The following is a 14729-nucleotide window of genomic DNA, read 5'->3' as shown; positions in this document are numbered from 1 at the left end:
TGAACCATGGCTGCCTTCGACACTGTCATCCGTCACGGCACGATCGCTACCGCGAGCGAGACCTACAATGCCGATATCGGGATCAGGAACGGGCGCATCGTCTCGATCGGGGAGTCGCTGACGGACGCCGACGAAGTCGTCGATGTCGCCGGCATGCTGGTTCTGCCTGGAGGCATCGACAGCCATGTCCATATTTCCCAGCCATCCGGGCCCGGGATCGTCATGGCGGACGATTTTGCCAGTGCGACGCGTGCGGCAGCCTTCGGGGGCAATACTTTCGTTATGCCGTACTGTCTTCAGGCCAAAGGGCAGCCGTTGCGGGAGGCCCTGAAGGACTATCACACGCTTGCGGACCAGAACTGCCACATCGATCATTCCTTTCATCTCATTATCGCTGATCCCACTGAGAGCGTCCTCGGCCAGGAACTGCCCGCATTGGTCGCCGACGGCTACACCTCTCTCAAGATTTTTATGACCTACGCTGACCTGGCACTGAGCGACTTCCAGATCCTCGAAGTTCTTGCTTTCGCCCGGGAGTCGGGTGCCCTCGTTCAGATCCATGCGGAAAACTACGATGCCATCCGCTTTCTCGCCGACCGGCTTGAACGTGCCGGAAATACGGGGCCGTATTTTCACGGCAAGTCGCGCCCCATCATCGTAGAGCGGGAGGCCACCAGCCGCGCTATCTCCTTGGCCGAATTGATCGACGTCCCCATCGTCATCGTCCATGTCTCCAACCGTGAAGCGATGGACGAAATCAGGCGCGCGCGGATGCGCGGCTTGAAGATTCATGGTGAGACCTGCCCACAATATCTGGTCTTGACGGAAGACGACCTGAAGGATCTGGGCATGGAGGGCGCGAAGTATGTGTGTTCTCCGCCGCCTCGGGACAAAGCAAGTCAGCAGGCATGCTGGGAAGGGCTTCAACAAGGCATCTTCTCGCTGTTTTCTTCCGACCATTGTCCGTTTCGCTACAACGACGAAGCCGGCAAGCTCACGCCCAACGCGCGAACTAGCTTTCGCTGGATTCCAAATGGCATTCCCGGAATCGAGACACGACTTCCAATCTTGTTTTCCGAAGGTGTCAGTAAGGGACGCATTTCGCTGAACCAGTTCGTCGGGCTGACCGCGACCAATCATGCCAAGACCTACGGTCTGGCAAGAAAAGGCTCAATTGCCGTCGGATATGACGCAGACATTGCTATTTGGGATCCCAAGAGAACAGCAACCCTGTCACAAAAGGATCTTCATCACGGAGCTGATTACACCCCCTATGAGGGTTTGGAGATCACGGGATGGCCAATCGCGACGATGCTGCGCGGTCGCTTTGTCGTACGTGAAGGAAAACTCGTTGGCGACAAATCTTACGGCCGCTACCTCAGTCGGGGGAAGCCGTTCAAGCCCTCGGCCCCTTAGAGTCTGTTCGTCTCTGCCGAATCCACTTGGCTCGAAGGCATCCTAGTTCCGGCCTTCGACGAGATCCGCAAACACCCGGCGCACTTCGGTCTGCGTCTCCTTGACCCGCGCCTCCAGCGACGAGAAGTCCGGGGCATCGCCGGCCCGCGCCATCACGCGCAACAGGTCTTCGCCCGCGGTTTCCGGCTTGAATTTCTCGCTGACACAGAGCCGCAGGATCTGCGTCAGGTCATGATAGAGCCGCGCCGCCGAACGCAGGATTTCCACCGACGATTGCGGCAGCACGCCGAGCCGCGCGGCGTTGTCGAGCACCTGCAGCGTGGAGACGTCAAGAATGTCGGGCTTGTCGGCGGCGTGAGCCAGCTGCAGATATTGCGCGATGAAATCGATGTCGACGATGCCGCCGGCTGCGTATTTCAGGTCCCAGACATCGTCCTCGCCCTTCTCCTGCGCGATGGCGCGGCGCATGTCGGCGACGTCGCCGGCGACGCCGGCGCGGTCGCGCGGCCGGGTCAGCACGCCGTGAACGATCGCCTCGATACGCGCGCGAAATTCCGGCGACGCCGAAATCACCCGCGCGCGGGTCAGCGCCATATGCTCCCAGGTCCAGGCCTCGCGCTCCTGATAGTCGGCAAAGGAATCGATCCGCGAGGCCACCGGGCCCGCGCGCCCCGACGGCCGCAGCCGCATATCGACGTCGTAGAGCACGCCATAATTGGTCCGCGTCGTAAAGGCGCTGATCAGCCGCTGCGTGAAACGGGCAAAATACTGGGCGCCGTGCAGCGACCGCTCGCCGTCGGAGTCCGGATGGTCGTGGTCGAAATCATAGAGCAGGATCAGGTCGAGATCGGATGACGCGGTCATCTCGCGGCTGCCGAGCCTGCCCATCGCGAGGATCGCAGTCTCCTGCCCCCTGATCCGGCCGTGCTGGGCCGCGAAGCGGTCGGTCACGAGGCCATGCACGGTATGGACGATGCCCTCGGCGACGTCGGCGAAGGCGACGCTGGCCTGCTGGGCGGACACCGTGCCGGACAGGATCCGGGTGCCGATCAGGAACAGGCTTTCCTGGCCGAACAGCCGCAATCGATCGAGAAATTCTTCATAGGAATCCGCGTCCGCCAGGGTCGCCGCGAGCCGCGCCGATAATTCCTGCCGGTCGGGAATGGCGCCGAAGAAGCGCGGATCGATCAGCCCATCCATGATCTGCGGTTGCCGCGCCAGCATGTCGCCGAGCCGGGGCGCCGCGCCGAGGATCAGCGCCACCAGCGCGACCAGGTCGCGGTTCTGGCTGAGCAGCGAAATCAGCCGCCCGCCGCGCTGCAGCGCCTGCAGGAAGCGGTCGAAGGCAGCCACCGCATTGTCGGGTTCTTCGGCGCGGGCCAGACCGTCGATCAATCCCGGCACGAATTCGACGAAGGCGTTCCGGGTCGCTTCGACGCGCAACGCGCGATAATCGCCGGTCATCCATTGCTGCACGGTTCCCGCCACCACCACCGGCTTCTTGAAGCCGAGCGAGACCAGATGTTCGATCAGGCGCGGATCGTCGGGACCGGCGCTGTAATCGGCCGCCGGCAATTTCGCCGTGCCGGTCGGATCGCCCTCGAACAGCTTGCCGTAATGCCCCTGCACGACCTTGAGATGGCCGAGCAGGTCCCTGGCGAATGCGGCGCGGCTGTCATAGCCGAGGAAGCAGGCAAAGCGCTCCACCGCCTCGACCTCGTCGGGCAAGGCATGGGTCTGCTCGTCGGCGACCATCTGCAGGCGGTGTTCGACCCGCCGCAGATAATGATAGGCCGCGGTCAACTCGTCGCGCGCGGCGAAGGTAATCCAGTTGCTCGAGGCCAGCACCTTGAGCGCTTCCAGCGTCGGCCGCACCCGCAATTCCGGGTGCCGGCCGCCGGCGATCAACTGCTGGGTCTGGGCGAAGAACTCGATCTCGCGGATACCGCCCCGCCCGACCTTGACGTTGTGACCCTCGACCGCGATCTCGCTCTGCCCGCGAAACGTCTGCATCTGCCGCTTCATGTCGTGGACGTCGGCAAGAGCTGCGAAATCCAGATGCTTGCGCCAGACGAAGGGCGCGATTTCCGCAACCAGCGCCTCGCCGGCTTTGGCATCGCCGGCGCAGGGCCGCGCCTTGATCATGGCGGCGCGTTCCCAGGTCCGCCCTTCCCGCTCGTAATAATGCAGCGCCGCGGCCATCGAGATCGCCACCTGCGTCGAGGACGGATCCGGCCGCAGCCGCAGGTCGACCCGGAACACGTAACCGTCGCCATTGCGCTGCTGCAGCAGCCGCGCCAAAGCCTGGGTGACGCGCACGAAGAACGTCTGCGGCTCGATGCCCGGCGCCAGCGTCGGCGCCTCGGAATCGAAGAACACGATCAGATCGATATCGCTGGAATAGTTCAGCTCGCCCGCGCCCATCTTGCCCATCGCGAGCACGACCAGACCGCTGTCGTCCTCCGGGGCATCGGGATTGGGCGGCAGCAGCTTGCCTCGTGCGGCTTCCTGCCGCAGCAGGAAGCGCAGCGCCGCCTGCACCGAGGCGACCGCGAGATCGGTCAGCGCCGCGGTCACCTGCATCACCGGCCACAGCCCGCCGATGTCGCACAGCGCGATCAGGAGCGCGGCCTCCGACTTCATGCGGCGAAGCAGTTGCATGACGTCGGCTTCGCTCGAAGCCGCCGAAACGTTGCGGCTGGTCTTTTCGATCAGCCGGGCCAGATGCGGCTCCGGTTCGCATTCAAGCAACCGGATGGCGCGCGCGGCGTCGGCGCGCAGCAGATCGAACAGATAGGGAGAGGCTTCGGCGATGCCGAGGAGAATGGTCCTGGCGCGGGGAAACCGGCCGGTGAGATCGTCGATCGCAGCCGCCTGCTCCGGCGCCAGATCGGTCAGCCAGTCTGCCAGTCGCTGTTCGGCTATATCGGGAGCGGACACATGCGGTCCGTCCACAAACCGCGCGGCCAGACTCTGTTGGTCCGCGTCGCCCTTCGCGGATGAGGTCATGCCACCTTCTGTGGCACATCCGGCGTTTGAGCCGCAAGCCTGTCACCGACGCCGGCCCTGGCCGGGATCGCCAGTGTCGCCGACAGTCCGGGATGGGCGTCGCCGAGCCGGAGCTCGCCGCCATGCAGCGTCGCCACCGCCGACGCCAGGCTGAGGCCGAGGCCGGAGCCGGGCTGGGTGCGGCTGGCCTCGAGCCGGACAAAGCGTTCCACCGCATGGCTGCGGTCGGCTTCCGGTATCCCCGGCCCATGGTCGGTGACACTGAGCAGCACGGAAGCGCCGTCGCGCCGCGCCTCGATCACGATCTCACTGCCGGCGGCCGCGGCGCCCGCGCCGGCGCTCAGCGGCAGAATCGAGGACAGCGGCTTGCCGTATTTGATCGCGTTCTCCACCAGATTGGCCAGCGCTTGGCTGATCAATTCGCGGTTGCCGTGAACGAGCGCGGGCGAGGTCTTGACGCGCAGGGTCATGCCGTCGTCTTCCGCCAGCGGTTCATAGAGTTCCTGAATGCCCCTGGCGACGTCGGCGGCGTCGAAATCATCCATGTTGCCGCGCGCCTGCCCGGATTCGGCGCGCGCGATCATCAACAGCGCATTGAAGGTCCGGATCAGGCCGTCGGATTCCTCGATGGTTCGCTCCAGCGCGCTGCGGTATTCGGCCTCGCTGCCCGACTTCGCCAGCGCCTCCTCGGCGCGATTGCGCAGCCGCGTCAGCGGCGTCTTGAGGTCGTGGGCGATGTTGTCGGAAACTTCCTTCAGCCCCGTCATCAGGGCCTCGATCCGCTCCAGCATGGCGTTGAGGTTTTCCGCCAGCCGGTCGAGTTCGTCGCCGCTGCGCCCGACCGGCAGCCGCCCGCTCAGATCGCCCGCCATGATGCGCCGGGTGGTGCCGGTCATGGCGTCGATGCGCCGCAGCACCCGCCGCGCGACGAAGATGCCGCCGCCGATGCCGAGCACGATGACGACCAGCAGCGACCATTGTGCGGCCTTGGCGACGATGCCGAACAGCCGCCGCCGCTCCTCCAGATCGCGCCCGATCAGGAGCCGGAAACCGCTGGAGAGTTCGGTGACGCGCACCAGCGCGCGATGGTCACGGGTATTCTGCTCGTCGAGCCGCCGGTAGGCGGTCTCCGACCAGCCCAGGCTCGCCATCACGCCCGGAGCCAGCGAGCCGACATTGCCGGCGACCGCCACCCCCGCCGGCGTGGTCACGAGGTAGAGATTGGCGCCGGGCCGCAGCGCCCGGTTCTCGATCGTGAACACCAGCCCGCGCAGCCCGCGCCGCGCATAGATGTCGCTGATCTCGCCGATTTCCGCATTCACGGTGGTGGTGATCTGCTCGGTGATCAGCCGGCGGGTATTCCAGGCGAAATAGCCCAGCAGCGACGCGGCAAACAGCGCAAACAGCAACAGGTAGACCAGCGTCAACCGGAACGCGGTGGTGCGGATCAGCTTACCGAATGCCGTCACGGATCATGTATCCCGCGCCGCGGATCGTATGAAGCAGCGGCCGGTCAAAACCCTTGTCGATCTTGGAACGCAGCCGCGAAATATGCACGTCGATGACGTTGGTCTGCGGATCGAAATGATAGTCCCAGACGTTTTCCAGGAGCATGGTCCGCGTCACCACCTGCCCGGCATGCTTCATCAGGTATTCCAGCAGCCGGAACTCGCGCGGCTGCAGCGTCAGTTCGTCCTTGCCGCGGGCAACGCGATGCGAAAGCCGGTCGAGCTCGAGGTCGCCGACCTTGTAGGTGGTCTCCTCGGCCGGGCCGCCATGGCGGCGCGACAGCACCTCGACCCGCGCCAGCAGCTCGGCGAAGGCATAGGGTTTCGGCAGATAATCGTCGCCGCCGGCGCGCAGGCCCTTGATGCGGTCGTCGACCTGCCCGAGCGCCGAGAGGATCAGCACCGGCGTGCGGTCGCCCTTTTCGCGCAGGCTCCCGATCAGCGACAGGCCGTCGCGCTTCGGCAGCATGCGGTCGACCACCAGCACGTCGTAATCGCCGGATTCGGCAAGCGTCAGCCCTTCCTCGCCATCGCCGGCGAGATCGGCGACGTGGCCGACTTCGCGAAACGCCTTGACCAGATAGTCGGCGGATTCGCGGTCGTCTTCGATGATCAAAAGGCGCATGTGGCGATCGGGAGCGGTCAGGGAAGTCGAGCTTTCTGTCACCATGGCGCGGCCAGCATCCTCATGCAAGGCAACCCGTTGCCTCGCGATTCCGTGAAAAAAGCGGGCGGTGAAGCTGGGGGACTTCACCGCCCTTAGGCCCTTCCGACGGAGGGGGGCGTATTCCACCGGAAGGTACTCGAAGGGAGCGGGCTTTGTGGCCCGCCCCCCGGAAAGAGCCGTCGGCGGGGGCGACTATGCCGGCGACACCCTCCATCTCCTCGATCATGATCCAAAAGATCGGATCGTGATCTCATCTCCTTGTTTGAGCATGATCTTTTCGAAAAACCGGTTGCCACTTTTCCGGATCATGCTCGCAAACGCGCGATGCTCAGCCTTTCGCCAGGGGCACCGCGACGAAGCGCGACGATCCACCGGTCTTGATGCGCATCAGGACGCTGTTCTTGTTGTCGCTGCGCGCGGCGTTGATCGCCTCGCGCACGTCTGCGGCATTGGTGACGGTCTTGCCGGCGACTTCGAGAATCACGTCGCCTTCCTTGAAGCCACGCTCCGCCGCCGGGCTCTTCGGGTCGACTTCGGTCACCACGACGCCATCCTTGCCGGCGCCGGCCACGCTGTTGGCGGGCGCGAGCGTCAGGCCGAGCTTCGGCACGTCGGTGCCGCGGGTGGCGCCATCCTTGCCGCCCTTGTCGGTATCAGCCTTGGCTTCGATCGTATTCGGCAGCTGGCCGAGCGTCAGGTTGATGACCTTTTCCTGGCCCTTGTGCAGCACGTTGAGCTTCACCGCATTGCCGGGCGCCAGACCGCCGATGGTGCGGGCGAGTTCGCGGGCATCCTTGACCGGTTCGCCATTGACCGCCGTGATCACGTCGCCGGATTCGATGCCGGCCTTGGCCGCCGGACCATTGGCCTGCGGTTCCGCGACCAGCGCGCCTTCGGCCTTTTTGAGGCCGAGGCTGTCGGCGATGTCAGCCGTCACCGGCTGGATCTGGACGCCGATCCAGCCACGGCTCACCGAGCCCTTGTCCTTCAGCTGGTTGATTACGCTCTTCACGGTCGAAGCCGGGATCGAGAACGCGATGCCGACGCTGCCGCCGGACGGCGAATAGATCGCGGTGTTGACGCCCATCACTTCGCCTTCGGTGTTGAAGGCCGGGCCGCCGGAGTTGCCCTTGTTCACGGGCGCGTCGATCTGGATGAAATCGTCATAGGGGCCGTTGCCGATGTCGCGGCCGCTGGCCGAAACGATGCCGGCCGTCACGGTGCCGCCGAGGCCGAACGGATTGCCGACCGCGAGCACCCAGTCGCCGATCCGCGGCTTGCCGTCGGAAAGCTTGGCGAACGGGAAATCGGTGCGGCCCGCGACCTTGATCAGCGCGACGTCGGTGCGGGGATCGGTTCCGATCACCTTCGCGGTGTAGGTCTTGCCGTCGTCGGTCGTGACCTCGACCTTGTCGGCGCCGTCGACGACGTGATTATTGGTCACGGCATAGCCGTCGGCCGAGATGAAGAAGCCCGAACCCTGACCCGTCACCGGGCCACGGCCGCCGCGGGGTCCGCCGCGCAGGCCCGGAGGCAAGCCATCGGGACCGCCGAAGCGCTTGAAGAAGCGCTCCATCGGCGAGCCCGGCTGGAACGGCGATTCGTCATCCTTGCCGGCGCTGTCGTCCTTGGCGACCTTCTCGTTGATATTGATCTTCACCGAAATGACCGACGGTTTGACGCGCTCGACGATGTCGGCAAAGCCGACCGGCTTCTGCACCCTGCTGAGGTCGCTGTTGACCTGGGCATGGGCGGTGCTGGTGAAGACATCGACCGGGCCGTGCGACGGGCCGAAGCCGTAGACGGCAATGCCGAGGCCGGCCACGACCGAAGCCATCAGGGCAAATTTGCGGGCGGAAAACAGCTGATGGCGGGGCTGCCGGAAGGACGGGAGCGACGAGAAATCGGTGGGACGTTCGGTCATGTAGGAAATCTCCAGAGCCTGTTTCGACGGTGCCGGGGGCGAGCACCTTACAGGCTTCAAGATGGGAGTTTCCGCCTTACCGCGCGCTGGCGGGGGAATTAAACTTTTGTAATGATGCCGGGGGGCGATGCGGCGGATTATCGCACGCGGAAAAGGGCTTGCCGCAGCGCGAAATCGGCCGTCGCCGGGCTGTTCCCGGATGCTGCCGCCGGTTCCGCCGGTGGCCGACCGCTCGACCGGGGTCAGGTCGCCTTGGGGTCAGGTCGCCCTGACGCTCAGGATGAAGCCGTCGATTTCCCGTTTCAGGGTTTCGGCCTGCTGCGACAGATCGACAGCCGAGTCTCTGGCATCGCTTGCCAGACGTCCGGTTTCAGACGACGTCGAGGTGATCTGGGCGATATGATTGGAGACGTCCAGCGTGCCCCGCGCAGCGTCCTGGACACTCTTCGAAATTTCCAGCGTCGCGGTTCGCTGTTGCGCGGTGTCGACTTCGATGCCGGACATGATCGCGCTGATTTCCGCGATGATGTTGGAGATCTCCGCCATCGCCTCGCGCGTCTCACCGGTGATGCCCTGAATGCTCGCGACATGGGTGGAGATTTCACCGGTAGCCTGGCTGGTCTGGTGGGCGAGATTCTTCACCTCCGAGGCGACCACCGCGAAGCCTTTGCCCGCCTCGCCCGCCCGCGCCGCTTCGATCGTGGCGTTGAGCGCCAGCAGGTTGGTCTGGGAGGCGATCGCCTGAACCAGCTGCACCACGGCGCCGATCCTTTCGGCCGCTTCCGACAGCGCGTGAATGGTGTCGCCGCTCTTGCGCGCCTGGGCAGCCGCCCCCTCGGCACGCTGCGTGGCGTCGGTCACGCGCCGGCTGATGGTGCCGATCGACGTCGTCATCTCCTCGGCCGAACTGGCGACCGTCTGCACGCTGGTGCTGGCCTGGCTCGCGGCGCTTGCAACGGCACTGGCCTTGGTGCTGGTTTCGTTGGCGGCCTGCGACAGGGTTTCCGCATTGCTTTTCAAGCGCACCGCCGACGAAGCCACGCTGCCGACGACATTGGCGACGAGGTCGTTGAAGTCCCGGATCTTCCTGTCGAGATATCGCGAACGTTCGCCCTGACGCTGCGCTTCCTGCAATTCGTGCTCAGTCAGCCGCTGCCGCTCGATGCCGGTGGTCTTGAAGACCTCCAGGGTGCCGGCAAGCAGGCCGATCTCGTTGGCACGGCCCAGGCCTGGGATCGGGGTTTCGAATTTCTGGTCGGCGACCTGGCGCATCGCGTGCACGATGGCGGCCAGCGGCCCGATGATGCCGTTGCGAACCGCAAAATAGGTGGTCAGGCAGACTGCGGAAGCGACGACCGCAATGGCCACGCAAGCCATCAGGAAATACGAAAACGCGGTCTGGGCCTGCTGATAGATCTGCAACGCATGCTCGCGGGCCGGACCGCTCAGCGCGCCGAATTCGGCGGACAGACTGGTGATCTGATTGTTCAGGTAGAGCACGGCGACAAACCCCGTGCCGCCGCCGATGGCCAGCAACAGCAGGAGAGCCGCCACGACGGCTCCGATCAGGAAGCGGATGGTCAAATTGCTGTTGGCAAACATCGGTGCGCTCGGCCGGGAGGACTTGAGGGGACGCGCGACGAAATTTTCAGAGAAAGGTCAAGATTACATGAAGGCCCGATCCTGCGGCCGGCGTTGAGCCGTCCGCCAACGCGGCCGGACTGCAAATCGGTCGCATTACCAGCGACAGGTCCGCAGCAAGGCCCGTGGCAATACGGAGCTAGATCGATTTCTCCGGCGGCGTTTCACGCGGGATCAGCGCCGACAGCCGGGCCTCTTCGTCCGCCGTCAGCTTGAACAGCGGGTCGTCTTCCGCCGGCGCGGATTTCGCACGGCGCCGGCTGTTGGCCCACAATGCAAAGCCGCCGGCGGCGAGCGCCAAGGGCGGCAACAACCACAACAACAGGGTGTGGGGCTTGAGCCGGGGTTTCAGCAGCACGAACTCGCCGTAGCGCGCCACCAGGAAATCGATCACCTGGCTGTCGCTGTCGCCGGAGGCGATCCGCTCCCGCACCAGGAGGCGCAAGTCGCGCGCCAGCGGCGCATCGGAATCGTCGATCGACTGGTTCTGGCACACCATGCAGCGCAGTTCGCGCGACAAATCCCGCGCCCGCAATTCCTTGGCCGGATCGGACATGATCTCGTCGGGCTGCACGGCGCGCACGCTCGAAGCGGCAAACGCCGTAAACACGATGATCGAAACAGCAATCAGCTTCCGCACCGGGCCTCTCCCCTCATCCTGAGGAGCATCCGAAGGATGCGTCTCGAAGGATGGCGCCATAACAATCTCATCCTTCGAGACGCCGCTACGCGGCTCCTCAGGATGAGGAACGAGCCTATTCCGCCGCCTGCAATCCGCGCAGCGCCTTCGCCGGCTTCGGCGCGCCGACCCGCAAGCGCCGGTCCGACAGCGACAGCAGGCCGCCGAACGCCATCAGCACCGGACCCCACCAGATAAAGAGGACCAGCGGCTTGTGATAGATCCGCACCGCGATCGCGCCGTCGGCGTTGGTCTCGCCAAGCGAGATATAGAGCTGGCTGGCGCCGCGCGTCAGCAACGCGGCCTCGGTGGTCGAAGATCCCCTGGTGGTGAAACTGCGCTTCGACGGGGTCATGGCGCTCAATCGCTCGCCATCGAGACGGACCGTGAACTGCGCCAGCATTTCGCGAAAATTCGGCCCCTGCCGCTGCGTCACGCCGTCGAGTTTCAATTCGTAGCCGGCGATCTTGGCGACGTCGTCGGGCTTCATGGTTCCGATATATTCGCTGTTCCACGTGGTTTCGCAGACAATCCCGATCAGGGCGACGCCGACGCCGGCATGGGCGAACGCCGTCCCCCAGGTGGCGCGTGGCAATCCGCGCGCGCGCCGCATCGCGATGCCAAGCGGCACGCGGAACAGGCCGGATCGCTCGGCAAGCTCGCTCAGCGCGCCCGCGATGACGAAGACCGCAAGCCCGATCGCGAGCGGCGCGAAAGCGCTGCCGCCACGGCTCCACGCCCACAGCACCGCGATCGCGATCAGCGCCGCGATCCCCGCGGCGGTCAGGCGCTGTGCCGCGCCCAGCAGATCGCCGCGCTTCCAGGCCAGCAGCGGCCCAAACGGCACTGCGACCATCAGCGGCAGGAACAGCGGCCCGAAGGTCAGGTTGAAGAACGGCGCGCCGACCGAAATCTTGTCGCCGGTCAGGACTTCCAGCGCCAGCGGATACAGCGTTCCGATGAACACGGTGGCGCAGGCGCTGGTCAGGAACAGGTTGTTGAGCACCAGCGCGCCCTCGCGCGAGATCGGCGCGAACAAGCCGCCCTGCTTCAGCGCCGACGCCCGCCAGGCATAGAGCGAAAGGCTGCCGCCGATAAACAGGCAGAGGATCAGCAGGATGAAGACGCCGCGCGCCGGGTCGGTCGCGAACGCATGCACCGACGTCAGCACGCCCGAGCGCACCAGGAAGGTGCCGAGCAGCGACAGCGAGAAGGTCAAAATCGACAGCAGGATGGTCCAGACCTTGAGCGCGTTGCGCTTTTCCATCACCACCGCGGAATGCAACAGCGCGGTGCCCGCAAGCCACGGCATCAGCGAGGCATTCTCGACCGGATCCCAGAACCACCAGCCGCCCCAGCCGAGTTCGTAATAGGCCCAGTACGAGCCCATCGCGATGCCGAGGGTGAGGAATATCCAGGCCACCAGCGTCCACGGCCGCACCCAGCGCGCCCATGCCGCGTCGATCCGGCCTTCGATCAGGGCGGCGACGGCGAACGAAAACGAAATAGAGAAACCGACATAGCCGAGGTAGAGCATCGGCGGATGCACCGCCAGGCCGATGTCCTGCAGCACCGGGTTGAGGTCGCGGCCCTCGATCGGCGGGCTCACGATGCGCAGGAACGGGTTCGAGGTGATCAGGATGAACAGATAGAACGCGCTCGCGACCCACCCCTGCACCCCCAGCACGTTGGCGCGCAGCGACAGCGGCAGATTGTTGCCGAACGCGGCAACCAGACCGCCGAACAGCGCCAGGATCGACACCCACAACAGCATCGAACCTTCATGATTGCCCCACACGCCGGTGATCTTGTAGAGCAGCGGTTTCGACGAATGCGAATTCTCGAAGACGTTGGCGACGGAAAAATCGGAAACGATGTACAACGCGACCAGCGCCGCGAACGACGCCGCCACGAATGCCAGTTGCGCCAGCGCGGTCGCGCGCGCGACATTCATCAAGGCGGGATCGCGCCACCGCGCGCCGAGCATCGGCACGGTGGACTGGATCAGCGCCAGCGCCAGCGCCAGCACCAGCGCGTAATGTCCGGCTTCCGCGATCACTGCGAAACTCCCTGTTTCGCCGGCGACGCACCAGCCGCTGGCTTGGCGCCGTAATCGTCTTTCCAGTGCCCCTGCTTCTTCAGCGCATCGGCGACTTCCTTGGGCATGTAGGTCTCGTCGTGCTTGGCGAGCACGGTATCGGCCTTGAACACCCCGGCTGCGTCGAGGGCGCCCTCGGCGACCACGCCCTGCCCTTCGCGGAACAGGTCGGGCAAAATCCCCTTGTAGGAAACCGGCAGTGCGGCGCTGCCATCGGCGACCTGGAAGGTGACCGCAAGGCTGTCGCCACGCACCAGCGACCCCGGCTGCACCAGTCCGCCGAGCCGGAAACGCTTGCCCGCGGCAATGTGCTTCTCGGCCACCATCGAAGGCGTCGAGAAAAACACGATCGAATCGCGCATCGCGTTCAGCACCAGGGCCGCCGCGACCGCGAGCACCGCGAGCGAGCCGCCGATCATCGTCAAACGCCGTTGCTTGCGCGTCATGCGTGGCCTCTCATCTCGCGCATGATGTCCTCCGAAAACCGCTGCACACTTTTCGGCATCATGCGCCTGTCATCTCGCGCATGATGTGACCCGAAAACCGCTGCACACTCTTCGGCATCATGCTCATCCGTCCAGCCCGAGATCCTTCAGGCCCTCATTCAGTCGTCGCAGCCGATCGGCGTCGTTGGCGACGGCCTGACGGGCGTCGGCGAGCGCACTCCTGGCCTTGTCGCGATCGCCCATCACCATATAGGCCCGCACCAGCCGCAGCCAGCCTTCGACGTCGTCGCCGTTTTGCTTCAATCGCGTGGCGAGGCGCTCGACCATGCCGCGGATCATGGCGTCGCGGTCGGTCTCATTCATGCCCTTTGCCGCGGCCATCGCATCATTCGACAGCGCCGGCGCCGGGGAACCGCCGACCCGTGCCAGGGCGGCCTGAACCAGCGGACGCCACGGCGCATCCGAGGGCGCCTTGGCGAGCATGGCGCGCCAGATCGTCGAAGCCTCGCCGGCGCGGCCGTCCTGCTCGGCGGCCAGCCCGAGGAAGTAGCTCGCCTTGACCTCGTCGGCGTTCAACGCGAGGGCGCGTTCGAATTCGGCCTTCGCCTCCGCGGTGACGACACCGTTCGCCGCGGCGGCCAGGGCTTCGCCGAGATCGGCGCGGCGCTCGGGGCTGTCGCCGTTGTAGGCGATCGAATTACGATAGGCACGAACCGCTTCATTGTGGCGGCCGAGCCTCGACAGCACCGGCGCCAGCACGTTCCAGCCACGGCCATCGGTTGGATTCTTCTCCAAATGCGCCTCGACCTGCGCCACCAGGTTATCCAGCGGCTGCGCCACGTCGGGCGCGCGGGTGCGCTGGGCGAGCGGAAAATCGCCGAGCCGGGGCGATCCAAGCGGGAGGTAAAACGCCACCGCCACGATCGGGAGCCCGACCAGGGCGACAATCGCGGTAGAGCGGCGCAACCAAGTGTTCGATGCCACAGGCCGATCTTCCTGAAGATCCACCGCCGCCAGCAGACGGCGGCTGATCTCGACGCGTGCGGCGTCGGCTTCGGTGGCGCCGATCAGCCCGGCGGCGACGTCGCGATCGATCTCGGCGAGCTGATCCTTGTAGACGGCCGCCTCGCTGCCTTCATTATGCGGCCGGCCAGCCCGGCTCAGCGGCCAAAGCACGACGAAAATCGCCGCGGCCGTCATCAGCGCGAACACAAACCACAGCGTCATAGAGCGGGTTCCGGTGGAACGGCGCCAAGCTCGGGGCGAGACGCCGATGCGCCGCTTTACACCACGGGCGGCAAGCCGGGCAATTGACAATTATCAATATGCCGGCGTGTCCGG

10 protein-coding genes are annotated in these 14729 nt (G+C 65.3%); 1 reads left to right on the top strand and 9 read right to left on the bottom strand.

Translation table 11 applies throughout. The features are described from left to right. Positions 1-6: 6 nt before the first annotated feature. Positions 7-1416, top strand: coding sequence for a dihydropyrimidinase (hydA, locus tag KMZ68_RS10230; RefSeq protein WP_215615652.1), 1410 nt, complete (start codon positions 7-9; stop codon positions 1414-1416). 42 nt (positions 1417-1458) lie between these two features. On the opposite strand, the gene KMZ68_RS10225 is transcribed toward hydA, so the two are convergent. The 9 genes from KMZ68_RS10225 to ccmI all read right to left on the bottom strand — a co-directional run bounded on the left by KMZ68_RS10225 (position 1459) and on the right by ccmI (position 14615). Continuing rightward, a complete protein-coding gene (locus KMZ68_RS10225) occupies positions 1459-4425 on the bottom strand; it encodes a bifunctional [glutamine synthetase] adenylyltransferase/[glutamine synthetase]-adenylyl-L-tyrosine phosphorylase (RefSeq protein ID WP_215615651.1) in 2967 nt (988 codons plus the stop codon). Beyond that, a complete protein-coding gene (locus KMZ68_RS10220) occupies positions 4422-5894 on the bottom strand; it encodes an ATP-binding protein (RefSeq protein ID WP_215615650.1) in 1473 nt (490 codons plus the stop codon). The genes KMZ68_RS10225 and KMZ68_RS10220 overlap by 4 nt, the downstream gene beginning before the upstream one ends. Further along, the gene (locus tag KMZ68_RS10215; RefSeq protein WP_215602548.1) at positions 5878-6558 is read right to left on the bottom strand and encodes a response regulator transcription factor; all 681 of its coding nucleotides are present in this window, start codon (positions 6556-6558) and stop codon (positions 5878-5880) included. Before KMZ68_RS10215 ends, KMZ68_RS10220 begins: the two co-directional genes overlap by 17 nt. A gap of 370 nt (positions 6559-6928) precedes the next feature. Next, the gene (locus tag KMZ68_RS10210) at positions 6929-8524 is read right to left on the bottom strand and encodes a Do family serine endopeptidase (RefSeq protein WP_215615649.1); all 1596 of its coding nucleotides are present in this window, start codon (positions 8522-8524) and stop codon (positions 6929-6931) included. Between the two features lie 258 nt (positions 8525-8782). Beyond that, entirely contained in the window at positions 8783-10126 is a 1344-nt protein-coding gene (locus tag KMZ68_RS10205; RefSeq protein ID WP_215615648.1) for a methyl-accepting chemotaxis protein, read from the bottom strand. Positions 10127-10304: 178 nt separating this feature from the next. Further along, entirely contained in the window at positions 10305-10805 is a 501-nt protein-coding gene (locus KMZ68_RS10200) for a cytochrome c-type biogenesis protein (RefSeq protein ID WP_249779580.1), read from the bottom strand. A gap of 115 nt (positions 10806-10920) precedes the next feature. Further along, positions 10921-12903, bottom strand: a complete 1983-nt coding sequence (locus tag KMZ68_RS10195) for a heme lyase CcmF/NrfE family subunit (protein WP_215615646.1) — start codon at positions 12901-12903, stop codon at positions 10921-10923. Beyond that, positions 12900-13388 carry a cytochrome c maturation protein CcmE gene (ccmE, locus tag KMZ68_RS10190; RefSeq protein WP_215615645.1) on the bottom strand — a complete coding sequence of 163 codons (489 nt, stop codon included), beginning with the start codon at positions 13386-13388 and terminating at the stop codon, positions 12900-12902. Before ccmE ends, KMZ68_RS10195 begins: the two co-directional genes overlap by 4 nt. Positions 13389-13511: 123 nt before the next feature. Then, positions 13512-14615: a c-type cytochrome biogenesis protein CcmI gene (gene ccmI, locus KMZ68_RS10185; protein ID WP_215615644.1), complete on the bottom strand. Its 1104-nt coding sequence runs from the start codon at positions 14613-14615 to the stop codon at positions 13512-13514. Positions 14616-14729 lie beyond the last annotated feature (114 nt).

The organism is Bradyrhizobium sediminis (assembly GCF_018736105.1).
In the GTDB taxonomy this organism is placed as follows: Bacteria; Pseudomonadota; Alphaproteobacteria; order Rhizobiales; family Xanthobacteraceae; genus Bradyrhizobium.
This window is presented reverse-complemented; position numbering and strand designations above follow the sequence as displayed.